Genomic DNA, 21,721 nt, shown 5'->3' on the forward strand with positions numbered 1-21,721 from the left:
ACTGCACGCAGCCTCGTCACTCTGGCGGGCGAATCTAAGGCAGACGCCGAGGAACGAGATCGACGCACACGAACCGGGAGACACAGCAATGACCGCACACGGACTCGACACCCACTTCTCTTTCGACGCTGCCGATCTCACCGTCCTCGAATACGAACGCGGCGACGTCGCCGTGGTGTCGGTCGGCGGCGAGATCGACATGAGCACCACGCCCGAACTCCGCGAGGTCCTGGCACGCGTGGCTGCTCGCGGCCACGAGGACGTGGTTCTCGACCTGTCGGACGTCACCTTCCTGGGCAGCGCCGGCGCTGTCCTTCTCCTCGGCGCGGCATCCTCGCTGTCGGTCCGTCCGATGGTGCTGGTGGCCACCGACCCCGCAGTGCGGCGCCCGCTCGAGCTCCTCGGCGTCTGCTCGCCGATCACCGTGTGCGGAAGCATCTTCGAGGCAGTGTCGCTGGTCACCTCGGCGCGCGACGGCGCCGGAGTCCTGTCCGACGCCGGCTGACCCCCGAACACGCGAGAGCCCCCCGATTCGGTGAATCGGGGGGCTCTCGCGTTCGTGGAGCGGGCGACGGGAATCGAACCCGCGTAATCAGTTTGGAAGACTGAGGCTCTACCATTGAGCTACGCCCGCATGCCTGCGGCGGTGCTGGGATCGCCAGCTCCTGCCGCCTGCGTTGAGGAACTGTACCGAACGTCGCGCGCGATCGAGAAATCGGCCCGCCGTCGGCGCCTCCGCGGTACCGCCGTAGGATCGTCGGCGCACGTCGCTGTGGCCTTGCCGGTGCGAATCGCCACGATCGAGGGTGACGGCGTGCACGAGGAACGGGATGTGGCGCAGCTTGGTAGCGCATCCGCTTTGGGAGCGGAGGGTCGCAGGTTCGAATCCTGTCATCCCGACAGACGTCGGTCGCCGCGATCGAATGGTCCAGATCCACCTTCCCACCGGAACCACCCCGCACCACCACAGTCCGACACCGAGTCACTGCAGTCGAGCAGATGAAGGAGCACGTTCGTGAAGAGCACTGTCGAGCAGCTGAGCCCGACGCGAGTCCGTATCAACGTCGAGGTGCCCTTCGAGGAGCTGAAGCCTGATTTCGACCGCGCCTACAAGACGCTCGCGCAGCAGATCCGCCTGCCCGGGTTCCGGCCCGGCAAGGCGCCCGCGAAGCTTCTCGAGGCACGCGTCGGCCGCGCGAACGTCCTGAACCAGGTGGTCAACGACGCGTTGCCAGCCAAGTACAACGATGCGCTCAGCTCGACCGAGCTGAAGCCCCTCGGCCAGCCGGACATCGAGATCACCAAACTCGAGGACGGGGAGGAGATCGTCTTCACCGCCGAGGTCGACGTGCGTCCCGAGATCACGCTGCCCGACTTCTCGAGCGTCACCGTCACCGTCGACCCGGTCGAGATCACCGACGAGGCCGTCGACGAGCAGTTGCTCTCGCTGCGTCAGCGTTTCGGCACCCTCACCGGTGTCGAGCGCGCGGCGCAGACCGGCGACTTCGTCTCCATCGACCTGTCGGCCACGGTCGACGGCGAGGACGTCGCGGAGGCCTCGACCGAGGGCCTGTCCCACGAGGTCGGCTCCGGCCAGCTCATCGAGGGCCTCGACGACGCGATCGTCGGCCTGTCCGTGGGTGACTCCAAGGAGTTCCCGACGACGCTGCTCGCCGGTGAGCACGCCGGTCGGGAAGCGCAGGTCACCGTCACGGTGAAGTCGGTGAAGGAGCGCGAGCTGCCCGAGCCCGACGACGAGTTCGCCCAGCTGGCGAGCCAGTTCGACACGTTCGACGAGCTGATGGTCGATCTGCGCGAGCGCGTGGCCCGCGTCAAGAAGGTCGAGCAGGCCGGACAGATCCGCGACAAGGTGCTCGAGGCTCTGCTCGAGTCCGTCGAGGTCCCGGTTCCCGAGGCCTTCGTCAAGGCCGAGGTCGATTCCGCGCTGCACGACGCGATCCATCCTCTCGACCACGACGAGGACAAGCTCGCGCAGCAGCTCGAGGCCGCAGGCTCCTCGCGCGAGGAGTTCGACACGAACGCGCGTGAGAGTGCCGAGAAGTCCGTGCGCACCCAGCTGTTGCTCGACACCATCGCCGACGCCGAGTCGGTCCAGGTCGGACAGGAAGAGCTGACCCAGAACATCGTCTTCCAGGCGCAGCGGTACGGCATCGCACCGGAGGAGTTCATCCAGCAGGTGCAGCAGGCCAACCAGCTGCCCGCACTGTTCGCCGACATCCGACGCAGCAAGGCACTCGCCGCGATCGTCGATCGCGTCTCCGTGACCGACACCGCCGGTGCGAGCGTCGACACCAAGGAGCTCTTCGGAGATCCCGAGGACGAGGCCACCGACGAGACCGAGTCGGCGGAGATCGAGTCGTCCACGGACGAGTCGGCTGCGGACGATTCGTCTGCGGGCGAACAGCAGAAGTAACGCTCACAGCGAACGACGGCGGTTCCGGGACTCCGGGGCCGCCGTCCTTCGTTAGTGTCGGTGACAGAGAACGTGAGCGTTCCGTCCACAGGGAACGTTCGCGCTCACGGCGAGAAACTCGTTCAGGCGAGACCACATCGAGCACGAGAAGGCAGGTACCGTGACCACCACGAACCCGGCGACCAACACCGACCAGGCAGGGCCGTCCCGTCAGGCAGGGTCGATCGTGACCGCTCCGGCCATGACGTCCGCGACCGCCGGACTCAACCTCAGCGACTCCGTCTACGAGCGTCTGCTCCGTGAGCGCATCATCTTCCTCGGCACGCAGGTCGACGACGACATCGCGAACAAGCTGTGCGCCCAGATCCTCCTGCTCTCGGCAGAGGACCCCACTCGCGACATCGCGCTCTACATCAACTCGCCCGGCGGTTCCGTCTCGGCCGGCATGGCGATCTACGACACGATGAACTTCGCCGAGTGCGACGTCGCGACCTACGCGATGGGCCTGGCGGCGTCGATGGGCCAGTTCCTGCTCACCGCCGGGACCAAGGGCAAGCGCTACGCCCTGCCGCACGCCCGCATCATGATGCACCAGCCGTCCGCCGGAATCGGCGGCAGCGCGGCGGACATCGCCATCATGGCCGAGCAGTTCGCCCTCACCAAGCGCGAGATGGCCGAACTGATCGCACAGCACACCGGCCAGTCGTTCGAGCAGGTCACCGAGGACTCCGACCGCGACCGGTGGTTCACGGCGCAGCAGGCCCTCGAGTACGGCATGGTCGATCACGTCATCACACGCGCCGAGCAGGCCGGCGGCACCAGCGGAGCCGACAACTGATCGGACCGGACAGCGCAGCGCGCGACGCGCTCGCTCCTGTCGGTCGTCCGATCTCTTCACCCACACCCTTGGAGTACTGATGTCCCAGCTCTTCGATCCCCGTTCTCTCCCCGGCTCCAGCTCGCCCGCCGGGCCCGATTCCCGCTACATCCTCCCGTCCTTCGTCGAGCACTCCAGCTACGGCGTCAAGGAGTCGAACCCGTACAACAAGCTCTTCGAGGAGCGCATCATCTTCCTCGGCGTGCAGGTCGACGACGCCTCGGCGAACGACATCATGGCGCAGCTGCTCGTGCTCGAGGGTCTCGATCCCGACCGCGACATCACGATGTACATCAACTCGCCCGGTGGCTCGTTCACGTCGCTGATGGCGATCTACGACACGATGCAGTACGTGCGCGCCGATGTCGCGACCGTCTGCCTCGGTCAGGCCGCGTCGGCCGCCGCCGTGCTGCTCGCAGCGGGTGCCCCCGGCAAGCGTGCGGCACTGCCGAACGCTCGCGTCCTCATCCACCAGCCGTCCACCGGCGGTGTGCAGGGCCAGGTGTCGGACCTCGAGATCCAGGCTCGGGAGATCGAGCGCATGCGTCGTCTGATGGAGACCACCCTCGGTCGCCACACCGGCAAGGACGCCGACGTCATCCGCAAGGACACCGATCGCGACAAGATCCTCACGGCCGAGGAGGCCAAGGACTACGGGATCATCGACACCGTCTTCGAGTACCGCAAGCTTTCCGCACGCAAGTGACGCCGGCCGGCCGGAGGCCGCTCCCGACACGCCCGGACGACGGGTCGTGGACGGGTGGCTCCGGCCGGTTCCGGGCCCCCGGACTGCATCGATTCACCCACGTCCGAGGGGGTGCGACGCCGCTCCGACATGCCTGCTCGGGTTGCGTCAGAAGTCGACCTCCGACCGCGAAGGCGGGTACGGTCGCACGCAGAGATTCTCTTTCACTAGTGAGGACTAACGCTCATGGCACGCATCGGTGACGGTGGTGATCTGCTCAAGTGCTCTTTCTGCGGAAAGAGCCAGAAGCAGGTCAAGAAGCTCATTGCCGGACCAGGTGTCTACATCTGTGACGAGTGCATCGATCTGTGCAACGAGATCATCGAGGAAGAACTGGCCGAGTCGAGCGAGGTCAAGCTCGACGAGTTGCCCAAGCCCGCGGAGATCCGCGACTTCCTGGAGAACTACGTCATCGGTCAGGACACGGCGAAGCGTCGTCTCGCCGTCGCGGTCTACAACCACTACAAGCGCATCCAGGCCGGCGACAAGGCCCGTGACGCCCGTGGTGAGACCGTGGAACTGGCCAAGTCCAACATCCTGATGCTCGGTCCCACCGGTTGCGGCAAGACCTACCTCGCGCAGACGCTGGCGAAGATGCTGAACGTCCCGTTCGCCATCGCCGACGCCACCGCGTTGACCGAGGCCGGGTACGTCGGTGAGGACGTCGAGAACATCCTCCTCAAGCTGATCCAGGCCGCGGACTACGACGTCAAGCGTGCCGAGACCGGCATCATCTACATCGACGAGGTCGACAAGATCGCTCGCAAGAGCGAGAACCCGTCGATCACGCGCGACGTCTCCGGCGAGGGTGTGCAGCAGGCCCTGCTCAAGATCCTCGAGGGCACGCAGGCCAGTGTCCCGCCGCAGGGTGGACGCAAGCACCCGCACCAGGAGTTCATCCAGATCGACACGACCAACGTGCTCTTCATCGTCGCCGGTGCGTTCGCCGGGCTCGAGAAGATCGTGTCGGACCGCATCGGCAAGCGCGGCCTCGGCTTCGGCGCCGAGGTCCACTCCAAGGCCGAGATCGACACGCAGGACCACTTCGCCGAGGTCATGCCCGAGGATCTGATCAAGTTCGGTCTGATTCCCGAGTTCATCGGTCGCCTGCCGGTCGTCGCGTCGGTCACGCATCTCGACAAGGAGTCCCTCGTGACCATCCTGTCGGAGCCGAAGAACGCTCTGGTGAAGCAGTACACGCGCCTGTTCGACATGGACGGTGTCGAATTGGAGTTCACCCCGGACGCGCTGGACGCGATGGCCGAGCAGGCCATCCATCGCGGCACGGGTGCTCGTGGACTGCGCGCGATCATGGAGGAAGTGCTCAACCCGGTCATGTTCGACATCCCCAGTCGTGACGACGTGGCGAAGGTGGTCGTGACGGCGGAGACCGTGAACGACAACGTGCTCCCCACCATCGTGCCGCGCAAGCCGGACCGGCCGGAACGGCGCGAGAAGAGCGCCTGACCCCCTCAGCTTGATCGAGAGCCCCGGACGACCGATGGTCGCCGGGGTTCTCGTGCGTCGGGGCTCTGGAGCGTCGGGGCTCTGGAACGTCGGGGGTAGGGTCGCCGCCATGCGCGTCGCGATCACGTACTGCACCCAGTGTCAGTGGCTCCTGCGAGCCGGATGGATGGCGCAGGAACTGCTGCAGACTTTCGGATCCGACCTCACCGAGGTGGCGCTGATTCCCAGCACCGGCGGAGTCTTCCGCGTCGTGGTGGGGGAGTCCGTGGTGTGGGATCGCAAGGAGCGCGGCGGTTTTCCCGAGATCACCGTTCTGAAGCAACTCGTTCGAGACGAGGTCGACCCGGAGCGCGACCTCGGGCACGCGGACCGTTCCTAGACGCGCTCGAACACCGCCGCGAGTCCCTGGCCGCCGCCGATGCACATCGTCTCGAGGCCGTACCGCACGTCTCGTCGCACCATCTCGTGAGCGAGGGTGGTCAGGATGCGTGCGCCGGTCGCGCCGACCGGGTGGCCGAGGGAGATGCCCGAGCCGTGCGGGTTGAGCCGAGGGTCGGCGGGGTCCATCGACCATTCGGTCAGCACCGACAACACCTGGGCGGCGAACGCCTCGTTCAGTTCGACGACGTCCATGTCGTCGAGGGTGAGGCCGAGCCGGCCGAGAACGGCGGCCGTCGCCGGGACCGGGCCGATGCCCATCGTCGCCGGCGCGACACCGGCCACCGCCCATCCGGCGAGTCGGACCAGGGGTGTCAGCCCCAGCGCTGCGGCCCTGTCCGCCGTGGTGACGAGGCAGAGCGCGGCGCCGTCGTTCTGACCGCTGGCGTTGCCGGCGGTGACTGTCGATTCCGGATCGATCGTCCCGCGGATCGGGCGGAGCCGGGACAGCGACTCGAGGGTGGTGTCGGCTCGTGGGTGCTCGTCGTCGGTGACGACGACGGGATCGCCCCTGCGCCGAGGCACCGTGACGGGCACGATCTCCTCGGCGAAGACGCCGCTCCGTTGCGCCGCGACGGCGCGCTGGTGGGACTGCACCGCGAAGGCGTCCTGGTCGGCGCGGGGCACACCGTACTGCTCGCGGAGGTTCTCGGCCGTCTCGATCATCCCACCGGGCACGGGAAAGTGTGTGCCGCCGGCCGTGATCCGGGCCCGTGCGAGCCTGTCCTGGAGGGGCACGGAGTCGGCGCCGACGCCCCACCGCACACCGTCGGTGTAGAACTCGGTGGAGCTCATCGACTCCACGCCGCCCGCGAGCACGACGTCGCTCACGCCCGTGGAGACCTGCATGCAGGCGTCGAGAACGGCCTGCAGCCCGGACCCGCAGCGGCGGTCGACCTGGCGGCCGGGGACGCCGATGCCGAGCCCCGCATCGAGTGCGGCGACGCGTCCGATCGCCGGTGCCTCGCCGTTCGGTGCGCCCTGCCCGAGGATCACGTCGTCGATGTCGGCGCCGGACAGCCCGGTGCGCGAGAGGATCTCGATGATCACGGCAGACGCGAGGTCCGCTGCGGGAACGGTCTTCAGGGCCCCGCCGAAGCGGCCCACGGGGGTGCGCAGCGGAGCGCAGATGACGGCGTCGAGCATGGCGTGGTCTCGTCTCGTGTGTCGGTGGTCGGGTGGGGAGGAGAGGTCAGGAGGTGCGGGCTGCGTCCGACCGCGACGCGACGCGGGCGAGATCGGCGTCGATGGCGGCCGCGGTGCTCAGCAGCGCCGGCACGACGGTGGTTCTCAACTCGTCGAGCGAGTAGCGCGCCGCGGGCGTGCTGATGTTGACCGCGGCGGTGACGGCGCCGCCGTGCCCGTGCAGCGGCGCGGCGATCGAGCGGAGTCCGATCTCGAGTTCCTGATCGACGATGCAGAAGCCCTGTGCCCGAACGAGATCGAGTTCGGCGCGCAGGCTCGACTCCGTCGTCACCGTTCGTCCCGTGAGGTCGCGGAGGTCGGTGCGCGCGAGAAGGTCCGCGAGAGCGTTCTCGTCGACACCGGCCCACAGGACTCTGCCCATCGAGGTGGCGTAGGCGGGGAAACGGGTGCCGATGGTGATGGACACGGTCATGATGCGGCTCACCGGGACCCGGGCGACGTAGACGACGTCGAGGTCGTCCAGGACGGACACCGACGAGGACTCGTGCACGCGCGCGGTCAATGCCTCGAGATGCGGTCCGGCGATCTCGGGGAGCGAGAGCGACGAGAGGTACGAGTAGCCGAGATCGAGGACCCTCGGAGTCGGCGCGAAGGTGGTGCCGTCGGTGCGGACGTACCCGAGTTCGACCAGGGTGAGCAGGAAGCGACGGGCCGTGGCGCGGGTGAGATCGGTGGCTCGGGCGACCTCGGACAGCGTGCGACGGGGATGGTCCGCGTCGAAGGCCCGGATCACCGCGAGTCCGCGGGCGAGGGACTGCACGTGATCCGCGGCGGCAGCGCGGGTCTGCGGCGGTGCGGGCTCGGTCATGGGGTCCTCTCCTCGTCGGCTCGGATGCGCGTGTCTCATTGAAGCACAGTGTTCGCATCGCGGACTTCTGTTCACTTGTCGAACGGTGCGTTAGGGTCAGGGTCATGATGAACAAGGTGGTGGTCTCGGCCGCCGAGGCGGTGGCCGACATCCCGAGCGGATCGTCGATCGCGGTGGGCGGATTCGGTCTGGTCGGTGTGCCGGAACTCTTGATCGCTGCGCTGCTCGATCAGGGTGCGACCGATCTCGAGACCATCAGCAACAACTGCGGGACCGACGGCTTCGGGTTGGGAATCCTTTTGGAGCAGGGCCGGATCCGCAGGACCGTCAGCTCGTACGTCGGGTCGAACAAGGAGTTCGCCCGCCAGTACCTCGGCGGTGAACTCGAAGTGGAGCTGACACCGCAGGGCACGCTCGTCGAGCGGCTGCGAGCGGGCGGCGCCGGTGTCCCGGCGTTCTTCACCCCCGCGGGGGTGGGGACACAGGTCGCCGAGGGCGGGCTGCCACAGCGATACGACGGCGCCGGCGGGGTCGCTCTCGCCTCGGCCCCGAAGGAGACGCGCGAGTTCGACGGTGTCACCCATGTCCTCGAGCGCGGGATCGCCGCCGACTTCGCACTGGTGCACGCCTGGAAGGGTGATCGGTACGGCAATCTCGTCTACCGGGCCAGCGCCCGCAACTTCAATCCACCGGCAGCGGAGTCGGGGCGCCTCACCATCGCCCAGGTGGAGCATCTGGTCGAGCCGGGGGAGCTGACGCCCGAGGACGTGCACACGCCCGGTATCCACGTTCAGCGCGTCGTCGTCGTCGGTCCCGTGACGGTCGGGATCGAGCGCAGGACGGTGCGGTCATGACCCCGACTCCGCGCACACGGGACGAGATGGCGGCACGGGTGGCCGCCGAACTCGAGGACGGGCAGTACGTGAACCTGGGCATCGGTATGCCCACGTTGATCCCGGCCCACATTCCCCCCGACAGGACCGTGATCCTGCACTCGGAGAACGGAGTTCTGGGCGTGGGCCCGTACCCCACCGAGGACGAACTCGATCCCGAGCTGATCAATGCCGGCAAGGAGACCGTCACCGTGCTCCCGGGGGCCTCGTTCTTCGACTCGGCACAGTCCTTCGGCATGATCCGCGGCGGCGCCGTGGACGTCGCCGTCCTCGGCGCGATGCAGGTGGACAGCCGCGGTGATCTCGCCAACTGGATGATCCCCGGCCACATGGTCAAGGGGATGGGCGGCGCGATGGACCTGGTCCACGGAGCGCGACGCGTCATCGTGATGATGGAACACGTCTCCCGCAGCGGGGAGCCCAAGATCGTCGAGAGGTGCACGCTCCCGCTCACCGGTCGCGGCTGCGTGCACCGCATCATCACCGATCTGGCGGTCCTCGACGTCACGGCGGACGGGCTCGAACTGATCGAGACCGCACCCGGCGTGGGGGTCGACGACGTCCTCGCGGCGACGGGCGCCGAGGTCCGCGTCCGGACGTAGCGTTACCGTTTCCTTCTCATGGTCGACTCACTCACCGACGGACTGAAGGTCCGCCACCTGACGATGATGGGCCTCGGCTCCGCGATCGGCGCCGGGCTGTTCCTGGGCACGGGCGCCGGCATCGCCGCCGCGGGACCCGCCGTCCTCCTGTCCTACGCCCTCGCCGGCTTCCTCGTGATCCTCGTCATGCGCATGCTCGGCGAGATGGCCGCCGCCTCGCCGTCGTCGGGATCGTTCTCGACCTACGCCGAGATGGCGTTCGGCCGCACCGCCGGCTTCGTCACCGGCTGGCTGTACTGGTTCACCCTCGTCATGGTCATGGGCGCCGAGATGACCGGCGCCGCAGCCTTCATGGGTGCATGGTTCGGCGTGGATCCGTGGATCCCCGCCCTCGTGGCCATGGTCGTCTTCGCCGCGATCAACCTCGCGAAGGTGTCGAACTTCGGCGAGTTCGAGTTCTGGTTCGCCGCCATCAAGGTCACCGTCATCATCGGGTTCCTCGTCGTCGGGACGTTGCTGGTGTTCGGCCTGCTCCCCGGTTCGGCCCCTGTCGGCGCCGCCAACTTCACCGGTCTCGGTGGGTTCGCGCCCAATGGCGTCTCGGGCATCGCCGCGGGCTTGCTGGTCGTGGCGTTCGCCTTCGGCGGCATCGAGATCGTGACCATCGCGGCGGCCGAGTCGAAGGACCCGGCCCTGTCGGTCGGGCGCGCGGTGCGCAGCGTCGTGTGGCGCATCAGCGTCTTCTACCTCGGGTCGATCCTGGTGATCACGTTGTTGCTGCCGTGGAACCGTCTCGACGAGGCGCAGTCGGCCGCGGAGAGCCCGTTCACGCTGGTGCTGCAGCAGGCGAACCTCTCCGGGGTGGTCGGCTTCATGGAGGCCGTCATCGTGCTGTCTCTGCTCAGTGCCTTCAACGCGCAGATCTACGCGACCAGCCGGATGATGTACTCGCTGGCGCTGCGGGAAGGCCGGAGGGGGCCGTTGGCGCGGGTGGATGCGTCGGGGGTCCCGCGTGCCGCGCTGCTCGTCTCGGTGTTCTTCGGCTTCGTGGCCGTGCTGCTGAACTATCTCGACCTCGACGGTCTGCTGACGTTCCTGCTCAACGCCGTGGGCGCGTCCCTGTTGGCGATCTGGGCGGTGACGGTGGCGTCGCAGCTACGACTACGGCGCCGTCTGGAGGCGGCGGGTCCACTGCCCGTTCGCATGTGGGCGTTCCCGTACCTCAGCTGGGTGGCGCTCGCGCTCCTCGTGGGCCTGACCGTGCTCATGCTGACGGACGCGTCGTCCCGTCGTCAGGTACTCGCCACCCTCGCGGTGGTCGTGCTGTTGACCGTCGTCGGTCTGGTCACCGGGCGTCGTCGGGCGGCGGCTCGCTGATCACACGGTGGGCGTGGGTGTAGACGTTCATACCGTCTCCGCGGAGGAAGCCGACGACAGTCAGGCCGGACTCGTCGGCGAGGTCGACGGCGAGCGACGACGGCGCGGACACCGCGGCGAGGATCGGGATCCCGGCCATGACGGCCTTCTGCGCGAGCTCGAAGGATGCGCGTCCGCTGACCATGAGCACCGTTCCCGTGAGGGGAACCCGTCCCTCGAGCACCGCCCACCCGATCACCTTGTCCACGGCGTTGTGTCGGCCGACGTCCTCCCGCACCGCGAGAAGCGTGCCGTCCGTGTCGAAGAGCGCGGCCGCGTGCAGCCCGCCCGTCGACGCGAAGATGCGCTGGTGCTCGCGGAGGGTGTCCGGGAGCGTGGTCAGGACGGTCGTCGTGACTGTCGCGCCGTCGGCTCCGGGGGAGTGGCGGGTCTTGAGCCGCACCGCATCGAGTGACGCCTTGCCGCAGACGCCGCAGGACGACGTCGTGTAGAAGTTCCGTTCGACCCCGGGGTCGGGTGGTGGGACGTGCGCTGCCAGAGCGAGATCGAGCACGTTATAGGTGTTGAGCCCCTCGTCGTCGACACCGTCGCAGTACCGTGCGGCCAGAATGTCGTCGCGGCCGCCGATGACGCCCTCGGTGGCGAGGAACCCGTGCGCGAGTTCGACGTCGTGTCCGGGCGTACGCATGGTGACGGCCAACGCCTTGCCGCCGACGCGTAACTCCAACGGTTCCTCGGCGACCACGGTGTCGGGCCGTGACGAGCGGTGTGGTCCGCGGATGCGGACGACCGGTCGGCGGACGGTGGCGCGGCCCATCAGTGGTGGCTCTCGTGCAACGTGCTCATCACTCCATAGTGGACCCGCGTCGGCCCGGCGCGCGGACGGACCCGTGTCCGAGGCGGCGGTGCATAAGTTAGCCTTGCCTACACCAGGGGGGCTGGGTCCCCGCCGTCCATCGAAGGGACCACCTCACCATGGCCATGTCGGCCGGCGTCTCACGTCGTTCTTTCCTCCTCGGTGCCACCGGCGCGATCGTCGCGGTGGCCGCTGCGTGCAGCAGTTCCGACTCCGGCGGATCGCAGGACTCCGGCGCGACCGTGTCCACGAAGTACGGCGAGGTCAGCGTGCCGTCGGATCCGCAGCGCGTCGTCAGCGTCGGGTACAACGACCAGGACACCCTGCTCGCGCTGGGTGTCGTTCCGGTCGGAGTGTTCGACTGGTACGGCGACTACCCGTCCGCGACCTGGCCCTGGGCGCAGTCTGCGCTGGGGGGCGCCGCACCGGCGATCGTCGGGACCGCGTCCGAGGGCATCGACGTGGAGAAGGTGGCGTCGGCAGGCCCCGATCTCATCGTCGGTACCTATGCCGGTATCACGCAGTCGGAGTTCGACTCGCTGTCCCAGCTCGCCCCGACCGTCACCCAGCCGACCGGTTTCGTCGACTACGGCATTCCGTGGCGTGACCAGACCACACTGCTCGGCCAGGCGCTCGGTCGGGCCGATCAGGCAAGCACGCTGATCACCGATCTCGAGCGCGAGTTCGCCGACACGGCTGCCGCCAACCCGTCGTTCGCCGGCAAGACGGTGCTGCTCGGAGCGCTGCAGGGACCCGGACAGTTCGGTGTCTACGGCGCGCAGGACCCGAAGGTGCGCTTCCTCAACGAACTGGGCTTCGTGAATCCGCCGGTCGTCGATCAGGTGGGCGAGCGCAACTTCGCCACCGTGAGCACCGAGCAGTTGTCTCTCGCCGACGTCGACGTGCTCGTCTGGTACGCCGGTGGCGGCTTCGGTGACAAGCTCCGTGCCGAGCTGGCGGCCACTCCCGTCTACCAGCAGCTGACCGCCGTCCAGGAGAATCGCGTGATCATTCTCGAGGACGAGGCCGCCGAGGCCATGGCGTGGAGCACCGTGCTCAGCCTGCCGTTCGCGTTGCAGGAGATCCCCGGCCGGCTAACACCTCTCGTGCGCTGACAGGCCCGACGGTGGATCGGCCGGCGGTACTGTCGGCGGCGTGACCGTGCTGATCATCGGCGACGCCGACCGTCCGGACTCGGCCGGTGAGAGCCCGGGCCGATTCGCGGTGCGAGGTCCGGAGTCGGACGCGTGGTTCGACGCCGAGACGGACCGTGCGGTGGTCGGCTGGCGCTGTGTGCTGATCGGTTCCGCAGCCGATGTCGCGGTCTACCGCGAGCGAGCGCTGCGGGCGGGCGCAGAACCCGACGAGATCTCCGTCGTCGTCACGCAGGACGGCAGTGTCGACGTCTACTGCCCGGTGTGCGGAACGGTCGGACCGGCACCGCCCTGTGGGTCCTGCGGTGCGAATCTCGTGGTGACCGACCATGTCTCGAGCCGTCTCGCTGCTCGCCTCGGCGTTCCGGACGCCGCGTCGTGACACTGCGGGTGGTCCACTCGACCGCGGTCACTCCGGGCGGTGCGGTGCGGCGCATCGACCTCGCGCCGCTGCGCTCGGGGGACGCGCTGCCGTCGTTCGTGCCCGGAAGCCACGTGGTGGTGCGCTGCGGCGACGACGCGTCCGCCCCGTACAACGCCTATTCCCTGATCGGGCCGCCGCACGCCCCGTCCCTCTACTCCTGCGCGGTACTCGCCGTCGGCGCCGGGTCGCGATGGCTGCAGAGCCGGCGCCCGGGTGACCTCGTCGAGGTCGACACTCCGCGCAGCACCTTCGCTCCGGTTCTCCGTGCGCGGAGGCACCTGCTGGTGGCCGGCGGGATCGGCATCACGCCGATCCTGTCCCTGGCGCGGTGGCTCGGGTCGACCGCCGAGGTGCACTACGTCCACCGGCCGGAACGCGGCGCGTTCGCCGAGGACGTGGCCACGTCGTGCGATGCGCGGATCAGCACCACCCGCGAGGACTTCACGAGCGGACTGGCGGACGCGCTCACCCGGCAACCACTGGGAACTCACTTGTTCGTCTGCGGGCCACCCTCTCTCGTCGAGGCGACGCTGACTGCCGCGCGTGCGGTGGGCTGGCCGGAGAGCCGTCTGCACACCGAGGCGTTCATCCGCCCCGATACTCCTCGCCGGTCGTTCGTGCTCGAACTCGCGCGCAGCGGTCGCACCCTGCCGGTGTCGGCCGACGAGTCGGTGCTGGACGTCCTCGACACTGCCGCCGTGTCCGTCGACCGGCAGTGTCGTCACGGTGTCTGCGGTCGGTGTCGGACGCCCGTGCTCGCGGGCGCCGTCGATCATCGCGACCTGTTCCTGTCCGACGACGAACGCACACGGTCGGATTCGATGATGGTCTGCGTGTCCCGCGCCGCGGGGGACCGTCTGGTGGTGGACCTGTGACCGACCTACGGGCCTTCCCGTTCCCCTTCGACGGTGACACGTACCGGTACAGCACGAATCTCGAACCGGCGCGCACGGCTCATCGGACCGCCGCGGGCGGCTGGGGTGAGCACGTCGTCGAACCGGGCACCGACTATCGGGACGCGCTGGCCGAACGCGCCCGCATCCTCGCACGGGACCCCCGGCGAGCGGTGTCGTTGCCGCACATGGCGCCGGCCGGGTGGGACGCGCTCGAGACGGTGCTGACCGAACTGCACCGCAGCATGCCCGACGAGACGACGCTCGATCTCGACGACGGGCGTGTCCGTTTCTCGAACAGATTGTCCGGCACCAGCATCGACGTCGCCAGAGGTGACCCGAGCGTCGACCCACTGCTGCTGGCGGCGGGGGAGACCCCGGACGATCTCGTCCTGCTCGACACCCACAGGGGCGAGCTGTTCGCCGACGCGGGCGTGGTGACGTTCGCGTCGGGGTGGTCCGTGAACTTCGCTCTGGGTGCGAGCTTCGAGGACATCCACGGTCCCGTCCCGCGTGTGCGGGAGGAAGGGGTCGTGGCGCGGGCGCGCGCGTTCCTCCTCGGGCTGGGTGCGGGAGCGATCGTGCGGCGCACCAACTGGTCGCTCGGGGTCGATCATCGGCTCGACGCCTCTCTGGAGACGCGCGGGGAGTGTGCACCCGCGCGACGGCACCTCGAGACCGCGTCCGTCGACGAGGTCGGCCGGCGCCTCTGCCTGCGGGTCGAGGTGCAGCACCTGACGCGCCTCGCTCCGTCCGGTGCGATCCTCTTCCTCATCCGCACCCATCAGGCCTCGCTCGACGAACTCGCGGCGGTGCCCGGCTGGGCGGAGCGCGTCGTCGCGGTCACCGCGGAGCTGCCGCGTGACATGGCCGACTACAAGGGGCTGACCGCGCTGCGACCGGCGATCGACCGCTGGTGGCGGAGCAGACGTCGCGCGGTGCTCGGGTGATCGCCTAGGTTCGGGGGCATGACCGACGCGAGCGCTTTCCGGACTCCCGACGCCTACCTCGACCTTCCCCGCATCGCGGGGCTCGCACTGTCCGTCGACGGAGCGTCGCTCGTCACCACGATGTCCGAGCTGAATGCCGCACGGACGAAGTACGTCTCGAGTCTGTGGTCCATCGCGACGGACGGCACGTCGGCGCCGCGCCGGCTCACCCGGTCCGCCACCGGTGACTCCGCACCGACCTTCGCCGCGAACGGCGACCTGCTCTTCGTGCGAGCGGCGTCCGGTGACGACGACGCACCGTCCGCGGTGTGGGCGCTGTCCGCGCGGGGCGGAGAGGCCCGCAGAGTCGCGCACCGCGGCGGAGGGGGCGGGGGAGTCGTGGCCGCGACCGACGCGCCGGTGTTCGCTGTCTCCGGTGAGGTTCTGGGCGACGTCGACCGTGACGAGACGCTGCGCGCGCTGCGGAAGGACAAGGCCGTCTCCGCGATCCTGCACAGCGGATATCCGATGCGGCACTGGGACAGCGACCTCGGTCCGGCGTCCACGCACGTCTTCGTGGGGAACCTCGGCGACACTGAGGACACCGACGTCGCACTGCGGACGGTGACGCCGCGACCCGGCGGTTCGGCGGGCGGCGGAGCGTACCGCGACACCTCCGTCGCGGTGGCTCCCGACGGCTCGTGGCTGGTGGCCACACGCAGGGTCGCGGGAGCCGATGCCACCACACGGCACGTGCTCGTCCGGATCGACACCTCGGACGGTGCCGACGCCGTGCTGGTCGACGACCCGGTGGCCGACGTCGGAGCCCCTGCCGTCTCGCCGGACGGAACGCGCGTCGCCTTTGTGCGCGAGACGCATCCGGAACCGGATGCGGCGCCGCGGACCACGCTGCACGTCCTCGACCTGACGACCGGGCTGCCGGAGCAGTGGGCGGCCGGGTGGGACCGGTGGCCGTCGTCGCCGGTGTGGTCCGCCGACGGGCGCAGCATCCTGGTGACGGCGGACGACGACGGCCGGGCACCGATCTTCGTCGTGACGCGCGACGCGGCCCGCCGCCTGACGCAGGACGACCACGCCTACACCGACCTGCGCCCGGCTCCGGACGGTGATGTCGTCCACGCGCTGCGCTCGTCGTATCTCGTTCCGCCGCATCCGGTCCGGATCACGCTCGTCGACGGTGCGGTGACCGAGCTGCGATCACCGGCCGCCACGCCGGCACTGCCGGGCACCCTCGAGGACATCGAGACCACCGCCGAGGACGGTGTGCGGGTGCGCGCCTGGTTGGCTCTCCCCACGGGCACGTCCGCCGACTGGCCCGCGCCGCTGGTGCTGTGGGCGCACGGCGGACCGCTCGGATCGTGGAACGCCTGGTCGTGGCGCTGGAATCCGTGGATGCTGGTGGCCCAGGGATTCGCCGTCCTGCTCCCCGATCCGGCACTGTCCACCGGGTACGGGCAGGCGTTCGTGCAGCGCGGCTGGGGCCGATGGGGGACGGAGCCCTACACGGACCTGATGGCCGTCACCGACGCCGTCGAGCAACGCGAGGACATCGACTCCACGCGCACGGCGATGATGGGCGGCTCGTTCGGCGGCTACATGGCCAACTGGGTCGCAGGTCACACCGACCGCTTCCGGGCGATCGTCTCGCACGCCGGTCTGTGGGCGCTGGACCAGTTCGGTCCCACCACCGACGAGGCGTCGTACTGGGCGCACGAGATGACGCCGGAGATGGCGTTCGAGAACTCACCGCACCTGGCCGTCGCGGACATCGTCACCCCGATGCTGGTGATCCACGGCGACAAGGACTATCGCGTGCCCGTGGGCGAAGCGCTGCGGTTGTGGTGGGAGCTGTTGTCCGAGTCCGGTTCTCCCGCCGACGAGAACGGGGAGACCGTGCACCGGTTCCTGTACTTCCCCGACGAGAACCACTGGATCCTCTCGCCGCAGCACACCGCTGTCTGGTACGGCGCCGTGCACGCCTTCTTGGCCGAGCACGTACTCGGACAATCCACTCCGATGCCCGAGATCCTGGCGGCGCGACCGGGCCGGACCGTCGATCCCGACGCGCACTAGAATCACCCGGTGACCAGATCGACGACAGCGCCCGACGAGAACCCTGCCGACCGCCTGCCCAAGGCCTGGAATCCCGGTGACGTGGAAGCAGGCCTCTACCAGGGATGGGTCGACTCCGGGTACTTCGTCGCCGATCCGGACAGCGCGAAGCCGGGGTACTCGATCGTGCTCCCGCCGCCCAACGTCACCGGCAGCCTGCACATGGGCCATGCCCTCGATCACACACTGATGGACGTCCTGTCCCGTCGCAAGCGGATGCAGGGCTACGAGGTGCTGTGGCTTCCCGGCATGGACCACGCGGGCATCGCCACGCAGTCGCTCGTGGAGAAGCAACTCGTCGCCGAGGGAACGTCCAAGGACGAACTGGGCCGGGACGCCTTCATCGAGAAGGTGTGGGAGTGGAAGCGTGAGTCCGGCGGCACCATCGGCGAGCAGATGCGCCGGATCGGTGACGGCGTCGACTGGAGCCGCGAGCGGTTCACGATGGACGAGGGCCTCTCGCGTGCCGTCCAGACCATGTTCAAGCTGCTCCATGATCGTGGCCTGATCTACCGCGCCGAGCGCCTCGTCAACTGGTCGCCGGTGCTGAAGACGGCGATCTCCGACATCGAGGTCAAGTACGAGGACGTCGAGGGCGAACTGGTCTCGCTGCGCTACGGGTCGTTGAACGACGACGAACCGCACGTGGTGGTCGCCACCACTCGTGTCGAGACGATGCTCGGCGACACCGCTGTCGCCGTTCACCCCGACGACGAGCGCTACCGGGACCTGGTGGGAACGACGCTTCCGCACCCGTTCCTCGACCGCGAGATCCCGGTCGTCGCCGACGACTACGTCGACCCCGAGTTCGGCACCGGCGCCGTGAAGATCACGCCGGCACACGACCCCAACGACTTCGAGATGGGTCTCCGGCACAGCTTGCCGATGCCGTCGATCATGGACACGTCGGGCCGGATCGCCGACACCGGAACGCAGTTCGACGGTATGGACCGCTTCGAGGCTCGTGTCGCCGTGCGCGAGGCACTCGCGGAGCAGGGCCGCGTCGTCGCCGAGAAGCGTCCGTACGTCCACAGTGTCGGCCATTCCGAGCGCAGCGGCGAGCCCATCGAGCCGCGACTCTCCCTCCAGTGGTGGGTGAACGTCACCACGTTGGCGGCCTCCGCCGGCGACGCCGTGCGCGACGGGCGCACCGTGGTGCACCCGAAGAGTCAGGAACCGCGGTGGTTCGCCTGGGTCGACGACATGCACGACTGGTGCATCTCGCGCCAGCTGTGGTGGGGGCACCGCATCCCCATCTGGTACGGACCCGACGGTGAGACGGTCTGCCCGGGCCCCGACGAGACGCCGCCCGAGGGCTGGGTGCAGGACCCGGACGTGTTGGACACGTGGTTCTCGTCCGGCCTGTGGCCCTTCTCGACGATGGGCTGGCCCGACCGCACTCCCGACCTCGAGAAGTTCTATCCCACCAGCGTTCTCGTCACGGGTTACGACATCCTGTTCTTCTGGGTCGCCCGCATGATGATGTTCGGCACCACCGTCGGCGACGAGCTGCCCGGTCCGGTGCCGTTCCGCGACGTGTTCCTGCACGGGCTGGTGCGTGACGAGTTCGGCCGCAAGATGTCGAAGTCGAAGGGCAACGGCATCGACCCTCTCGACTGGGTCGACCGATTCGGTGCGGATGCACTGCGTTTCACGCTGGCTCGCGGCGCGCATCCCGGCGGTGACCTCTCGGTCGGCGAGGACAACGCGCAGAGTTCGCGCAACTTCGCCACCAAGCTGTTCAACGCCACCAAGTTCGCGTTGATGAACGGCGCTGTGGTGCAGGATCTCCCGGCCCGCGAGACGCTCACGGACGCCGACCGCTGGATCCTCGACCGGCTGGCGACGGTACGCGCCGAGGTGGACGACGCGCTGGACCGCTACGAGTTCGGCAAGGCGTGCGAGGCGCTGTACCACTTCGCCTGGGACGAGGTCTGCGACTGGTACCTCGAACTGGCCAAGGTGCAGTTCTCGTCGGAGAGCGCGGCGGAACCCACTCGTATCGTCCTCGGTGTCGTGCTCGACTCCATTCTCCGCCTGCTGCATCCGGTCGTCCCGTTCGTCACCGAGACGCTCTGGAAGGCGCTCACGGGCGGCGAGAGCATCGTGGTCGCACCGTGGCCGAAGGAGACCGGGGTCGGAGCCGATCCCGTCGCGTTGCAACGCGTGTCCGACATGCAGAAGCTCATCACCGAGGTGCGCCGCTTCCGCAGCGACCAGGGCGTGAAGCCGAAGCAGAAGGTCCCGGCGCGGCTGCTCGGGGTCGAGGAGGCGGACCTTACGGCACAGATCCCCGCGACCCGTGCGCTCGCCTTCCTGACGGAGCCGGAGGAGGACTTCGCCGAGACGGCGTCCATCGAGGTTCGACTCTCGCTCGGTACCGTCGTCGTCTCCGTCGACACGTCCGGCACCGTCGACGTGGCGGCCGAGCGCAAGCGCGCCGAGAAGGATCTCGCGGCCGCGGAGAAGGAACTCGCCGCCACCACGGCCAAGCTGGGCAACGAGGCCTTCATCGGCAAGGCCCCCGAGGCGGTCGTGGACAAGATCCGCGCACGGCAGCAGATCGCCCGCGAGGACGTCGAGCGCATCACCGCACGTCTGCGTGAGATGGGGCCGGCGTGAGCTATCCGGGAAACTCCGGGCCGGAGGGGGTGACGGGACCCTCCCCGGTCGATCTCGCCGAGTTCACGCTGGTGGAGTCCGAACTGGACCAGCGCTGGGGCGAGACGACCATCGAGCCGTCGCTCACGCGCATCAGTGCGCTGATGGACCTGCTCGGGTCCCCGCAGGCGAGCTACCCGTCCATCCACGTCGCGGGCACCAACGGCAAGACGTCGGTCACCCGGATGATCGAGTCGCTGCTGCGGGCGTTCCACCGGCGCACCGGTCGCACCACCAGCCCCCACCTGCAGTTGGCCACCGAGCGGATCGCGGTCGACGGGGTGCCGCTGACCCCTCGCCAGTACGTCGACACGTACCGCGACATCCTGCCGTACGTCGAGATGATCGACGCGCAGTCGGAGGCCGCGGGCGGGCCCAGAATGAGCAAGTTCGAGGTGGTGACCGCGATGGCGTTCGCGGCGTTCGCGGAGGCCCCGGTCGACGTCGCCGTCGTCGAGGTGGGTCTCGGCGGGCGGTGGGACGCCACCAACGTGGTGGACGCGCAGGTCTCCGTCATCACCCCGATCGGTATCGACCACATCGAGTACCTCGGTACCGATCTGGCCGGTATCGCCGAGGAGAAGGCCGGCATCATCAAGAAGGCCCCCGAACGGCTCGATCCGGTCGACACGGTGGCGGTTCTCGACGAGCAGCAACCCGAGGTCACCGACGTCCTGTTGCGGCGTGCCGTGGAGATGGACGCGGCGGTGGCCCGCGCCGGGTCCGAGTTCGTGGTCCTGGCCCGTCGCGTCGCGGTCGGCGGTCAGCAGCTCGAGCTCCGCGGCCTCGGCGGCGTGTACGACGACATCTTCCTTCCGCTCCACGGTGAACACCAGGCGCGCAACGCCTCGCTGGCCCTCGCGGCGGTCGAGGCGTTCTTCGGCGCGGGTGCCGACCACGGACTCGACGTCGAGACGGTGCGCGAGGGTTTCGCCTCGGTGGTGAACCCGGGCCGACTCGAGCGGGTGCGCAACGCACCGACGGTCTTCGTCGACGCCGCGCACAACCCGCACGGCGCCGCCGCACTCGCCGCGACGCTGACGGCCGAGTTCGACTTCCGCAAGCTCGTCGGCGTCGTGTCCGTGATGAAGGACAAGGACGTCGACGGCATTCTGCAGGCACTCGAACCCGTACTCGACGAGATCGTCGTGACCCACAACGGCTCCCCGCGCGGGCTCGACGTCGAGGCACTCGCCGACGCCGCCGTGGCCAAGTTCGGCGACGAGCGTGTCGTCGTCGCGGAGACGCTCCCGGACGCACTCGAGATCGCGATCGGCATCGCGGAGGACGTCGCGGACGAGGGTGAGGCCGTCTCCGGTGCCGGCGTCGTCGTCACGGGATCCGTGGTGACCGCCGGTGCGGCACGCACTCTCTTCGGGAAGGACCCGGTATGACAGTCCCCGAGGCGGGCCAGGTCCCGCCGCCCGCACGCGATCCGTGGAAGGGGTTCCGCGGCGTCTGCGCCGGCACCCTCGTCCTCGAGGCGATCGTCGTCTTCCTGTCCCTCCCGGTCGTCGCGACCGTCGGCGGCGGACTCACGTGGATCAGTGGGACGTACATCATCGCGCTGGGCGTGGTCATGCTGCTCGGTGCAGGACTGCAGGGTCGGTCGTGGGCTCTGTCCTTCGATCTCGCGCTGCAGGTCCTGGTGATCCTCGGCTTCTTCGCGCACCCGTCGATCGCCGTCGTGGGCGTGCTGTTCCTCGCCGTGTGGGTGTACCTGCTGTATCTGCGCCGCGATCTCCGCAAGCGCATCGCCGAGGGCCGGTTGCCGAGCCAGCGAGAATGACGCCGGTGCTCCGGGGCCGATCGAGGGTCCTCTAG

The 21,721-nt window shown here is 68.9% G+C and carries 20 protein-coding genes and 2 tRNA genes; 18 read left to right on the plus strand and 4 right to left on the minus strand.

Annotated elements, in window-relative coordinates:
• Nucleotides 1-88 precede the first annotated feature (88 nt).
• A complete protein-coding gene (locus OHB23_RS11050; RefSeq protein ID WP_051613329.1) occupies nucleotides 89-505 on the plus strand; it encodes an STAS domain-containing protein in 417 nt (138 codons plus the stop codon).
• A 55-nt stretch (nucleotides 506-560) separates the two neighbouring features.
• Here OHB23_RS11050 and OHB23_RS11055 read toward each other — a convergent pair.
• Nucleotides 561-634, minus strand: a tRNA-Gly gene (locus OHB23_RS11055).
• 192 nt (nucleotides 635-826) lie between these two features.
• On the opposite strand from OHB23_RS11055, the gene OHB23_RS11060 reads away from it, so the two are divergent.
• The 6 genes from OHB23_RS11060 (at nucleotide 827) to OHB23_RS11085 (ending at nucleotide 5,902) form a co-directional block, all read left to right on the plus strand.
• Nucleotides 827-900: transfer RNA gene (locus tag OHB23_RS11060), tRNA-Pro, on the plus strand.
• Nucleotides 901-1,015: 115 nt separating this feature from the next.
• On the plus strand, nucleotides 1,016-2,434 hold the full coding sequence (tig, locus tag OHB23_RS11065) for a trigger factor (protein WP_328809535.1): 1,419 nt from the start codon (nucleotides 1,016-1,018) through the stop codon (nucleotides 2,432-2,434).
• A gap of 241 nt (nucleotides 2,435-2,675) precedes the next feature.
• Complete coding sequence (locus tag OHB23_RS11070) at nucleotides 2,676-3,272, plus strand: ATP-dependent Clp protease proteolytic subunit (RefSeq protein WP_051613384.1); 597 nt, start codon at nucleotides 2,676-2,678, stop codon at nucleotides 3,270-3,272.
• Between the two features lie 79 nt (nucleotides 3,273-3,351).
• Entirely contained in the window at nucleotides 3,352-4,017 is a 666-nt protein-coding gene (locus OHB23_RS11075) for an ATP-dependent Clp protease proteolytic subunit (RefSeq protein ID WP_027505653.1), read from the plus strand.
• 225 nt (nucleotides 4,018-4,242) lie between these two features.
• Nucleotides 4,243-5,523, plus strand: coding sequence for an ATP-dependent Clp protease ATP-binding subunit ClpX (gene clpX / locus OHB23_RS11080; RefSeq protein WP_027505654.1), 1,281 nt, complete (start codon nucleotides 4,243-4,245; stop codon nucleotides 5,521-5,523).
• Nucleotides 5,524-5,632: 109 nt separating this feature from the next.
• On the plus strand, nucleotides 5,633-5,902 hold the full coding sequence (locus OHB23_RS11085) for a SelT/SelW/SelH family protein (RefSeq protein WP_328809536.1): 270 nt from the start codon (nucleotides 5,633-5,635) through the stop codon (nucleotides 5,900-5,902).
• On the opposite strand, the gene OHB23_RS11090 is transcribed toward OHB23_RS11085, so the two are convergent.
• Together OHB23_RS11090 and OHB23_RS11095 are read right to left on the minus strand one after the other, a co-directional pair.
• Nucleotides 5,899-7,107, minus strand: coding sequence for an acetyl-CoA C-acetyltransferase (locus OHB23_RS11090; RefSeq protein ID WP_056445905.1), 1,209 nt, complete (start codon nucleotides 7,105-7,107; stop codon nucleotides 5,899-5,901). The two genes, OHB23_RS11085 and OHB23_RS11090, sit on opposite strands and share 4 nt — an antisense overlap.
• Nucleotides 7,108-7,153: 46 nt before the next feature.
• Nucleotides 7,154-7,975 carry an IclR family transcriptional regulator domain-containing protein gene (locus tag OHB23_RS11095; RefSeq protein ID WP_328809537.1) on the minus strand — a complete coding sequence of 274 codons (822 nt, stop codon included), beginning with the start codon at nucleotides 7,973-7,975 and terminating at the stop codon, nucleotides 7,154-7,156.
• A gap of 107 nt (nucleotides 7,976-8,082) precedes the next feature.
• Here OHB23_RS11095 and OHB23_RS11100 point away from each other — a divergent pair, with 107 nt between their 5' ends.
• The 3 genes from OHB23_RS11100 to OHB23_RS11110 are packed head-to-tail and all read left to right on the plus strand — an operon-like array spanning nucleotide 8,083 to nucleotide 10,847.
• Nucleotides 8,083-8,829, plus strand: coding sequence for a CoA transferase subunit A (locus OHB23_RS11100; protein WP_328811623.1), 747 nt, complete (start codon nucleotides 8,083-8,085; stop codon nucleotides 8,827-8,829).
• Nucleotides 8,826-9,470, plus strand: a complete 645-nt coding sequence (locus OHB23_RS11105) for a CoA transferase subunit B (RefSeq protein WP_056445900.1) — start codon at nucleotides 8,826-8,828, stop codon at nucleotides 9,468-9,470. Before OHB23_RS11100 ends, OHB23_RS11105 begins: the two co-directional genes overlap by 4 nt.
• Nucleotides 9,471-9,488: 18 nt before the next feature.
• Complete coding sequence (locus OHB23_RS11110) at nucleotides 9,489-10,847, plus strand: amino acid permease (RefSeq protein WP_328809538.1); 1,359 nt, start codon at nucleotides 9,489-9,491, stop codon at nucleotides 10,845-10,847.
• On the opposite strand, the gene fdhD is transcribed toward OHB23_RS11110, so the two are convergent.
• Nucleotides 10,816-11,664, minus strand: coding sequence for a formate dehydrogenase accessory sulfurtransferase FdhD (fdhD, locus tag OHB23_RS11115; RefSeq protein WP_027505660.1), 849 nt, complete (start codon nucleotides 11,662-11,664; stop codon nucleotides 10,816-10,818). The genes OHB23_RS11110 and fdhD overlap by 32 nt on opposite strands.
• A gap of 164 nt (nucleotides 11,665-11,828) precedes the next feature.
• Between fdhD and OHB23_RS11120 the strand changes: the two genes are divergently transcribed.
• From OHB23_RS11120 to OHB23_RS11155, 8 genes are read left to right on the plus strand one after another with little or no spacing between them, the layout of a single operon-like run.
• The gene (locus OHB23_RS11120; protein WP_328811624.1) at nucleotides 11,829-12,818 is read left to right on the plus strand and encodes an iron-siderophore ABC transporter substrate-binding protein; all 990 of its coding nucleotides are present in this window, start codon (nucleotides 11,829-11,831) and stop codon (nucleotides 12,816-12,818) included.
• 40 nt (nucleotides 12,819-12,858) lie between these two features.
• Nucleotides 12,859-13,239, plus strand: a complete 381-nt coding sequence (locus OHB23_RS11125; RefSeq protein WP_051613335.1) for a dimethylamine monooxygenase subunit DmmA family protein — start codon at nucleotides 12,859-12,861, stop codon at nucleotides 13,237-13,239.
• Entirely contained in the window at nucleotides 13,236-14,156 is a 921-nt protein-coding gene (locus OHB23_RS11130; RefSeq protein WP_328809539.1) for a PDR/VanB family oxidoreductase, read from the plus strand. The genes OHB23_RS11125 and OHB23_RS11130 overlap by 4 nt, the downstream gene beginning before the upstream one ends.
• On the plus strand, nucleotides 14,153-15,124 hold the full coding sequence (locus OHB23_RS11135) for a heme-dependent oxidative N-demethylase family protein (protein WP_328809540.1): 972 nt from the start codon (nucleotides 14,153-14,155) through the stop codon (nucleotides 15,122-15,124). The genes OHB23_RS11130 and OHB23_RS11135 overlap by 4 nt, the downstream gene beginning before the upstream one ends.
• An 18-nt stretch (nucleotides 15,125-15,142) precedes the next feature.
• Complete coding sequence (locus tag OHB23_RS11140; RefSeq protein ID WP_328809541.1) at nucleotides 15,143-17,197, plus strand: S9 family peptidase; 2,055 nt, start codon at nucleotides 15,143-15,145, stop codon at nucleotides 17,195-17,197.
• A gap of 9 nt (nucleotides 17,198-17,206) precedes the next feature.
• Entirely contained in the window at nucleotides 17,207-19,858 is a 2,652-nt protein-coding gene (locus tag OHB23_RS11145; RefSeq protein ID WP_328809542.1) for a valine--tRNA ligase, read from the plus strand.
• Nucleotides 19,855-21,291 carry a bifunctional tetrahydrofolate synthase/dihydrofolate synthase gene (gene folC / locus OHB23_RS11150; RefSeq protein WP_051613338.1) on the plus strand — a complete coding sequence of 479 codons (1,437 nt, stop codon included), beginning with the start codon at nucleotides 19,855-19,857 and terminating at the stop codon, nucleotides 21,289-21,291. The genes OHB23_RS11145 and folC overlap by 4 nt, the downstream gene beginning before the upstream one ends.
• Entirely contained in the window at nucleotides 21,288-21,686 is a 399-nt protein-coding gene (locus tag OHB23_RS11155) for a DUF4233 domain-containing protein (protein WP_027505665.1), read from the plus strand. The genes folC and OHB23_RS11155 overlap by 4 nt, the downstream gene beginning before the upstream one ends.
• The last annotated feature ends 35 nt before the right edge of the window (nucleotides 21,687-21,721 follow it).

It is taken from the genome of Rhodococcus sp. NBC_00294 (assembly GCF_036163995.1).
Lineage (GTDB): Bacteria > Actinomycetota > Actinomycetes > Mycobacteriales > Mycobacteriaceae > Rhodococcoides.

Excerpts from the sequence above, each read along its gene's own strand:
- OHB23_RS11050 (WP_051613329.1), top strand. The coding sequence starts at position 89 with ATGACCGCACACGGACTCGACACCCACTTCTCTTTCGACGCTGCCGAT.
- OHB23_RS11070 (WP_051613384.1), top strand. The coding sequence starts at position 2,676 with ATGACGTCCGCGACCGCCGGACTCAACCTCAGCGACTCCGTCTACGAG.
- OHB23_RS11075 (WP_027505653.1), top strand. The coding sequence starts at position 3,352 with ATGTCCCAGCTCTTCGATCCCCGTTCTCTCCCCGGCTCCAGCTCGCCC.
- clpX (WP_027505654.1), top strand. The coding sequence starts at position 4,243 with ATGGCACGCATCGGTGACGGTGGTGATCTGCTCAAGTGCTCTTTCTGC.
- OHB23_RS11085 (WP_328809536.1), top strand. The coding sequence starts at position 5,633 with ATGCGCGTCGCGATCACGTACTGCACCCAGTGTCAGTGGCTCCTGCGA.
- OHB23_RS11090 (WP_056445905.1), bottom strand. The coding sequence starts at position 7,107 with ATGCTCGACGCCGTCATCTGCGCTCCGCTGCGCACCCCCGTGGGCCGC.
- OHB23_RS11095 (WP_328809537.1), bottom strand. The coding sequence starts at position 7,975 with ATGACCGAGCCCGCACCGCCGCAGACCCGCGCTGCCGCCGCGGATCAC.
- OHB23_RS11100 (WP_328811623.1), top strand. The coding sequence starts at position 8,083 with ATGAACAAGGTGGTGGTCTCGGCCGCCGAGGCGGTGGCCGACATCCCG.
- OHB23_RS11105 (WP_056445900.1), top strand. The coding sequence starts at position 8,826 with ATGACCCCGACTCCGCGCACACGGGACGAGATGGCGGCACGGGTGGCC.
- OHB23_RS11110 (WP_328809538.1), top strand. The coding sequence starts at position 9,489 with ATGGTCGACTCACTCACCGACGGACTGAAGGTCCGCCACCTGACGATG.
- fdhD (WP_027505660.1), bottom strand. The coding sequence starts at position 11,664 with ATGGGCCGCGCCACCGTCCGCCGACCGGTCGTCCGCATCCGCGGACCA.
- OHB23_RS11120 (WP_328811624.1), top strand. The coding sequence starts at position 11,829 with ATGTCGGCCGGCGTCTCACGTCGTTCTTTCCTCCTCGGTGCCACCGGC.
- OHB23_RS11140 (WP_328809541.1), top strand. The coding sequence starts at position 15,143 with ATGACCGACGCGAGCGCTTTCCGGACTCCCGACGCCTACCTCGACCTT.
- OHB23_RS11155 (WP_027505665.1), top strand. The coding sequence starts at position 21,288 with ATGACAGTCCCCGAGGCGGGCCAGGTCCCGCCGCCCGCACGCGATCCG.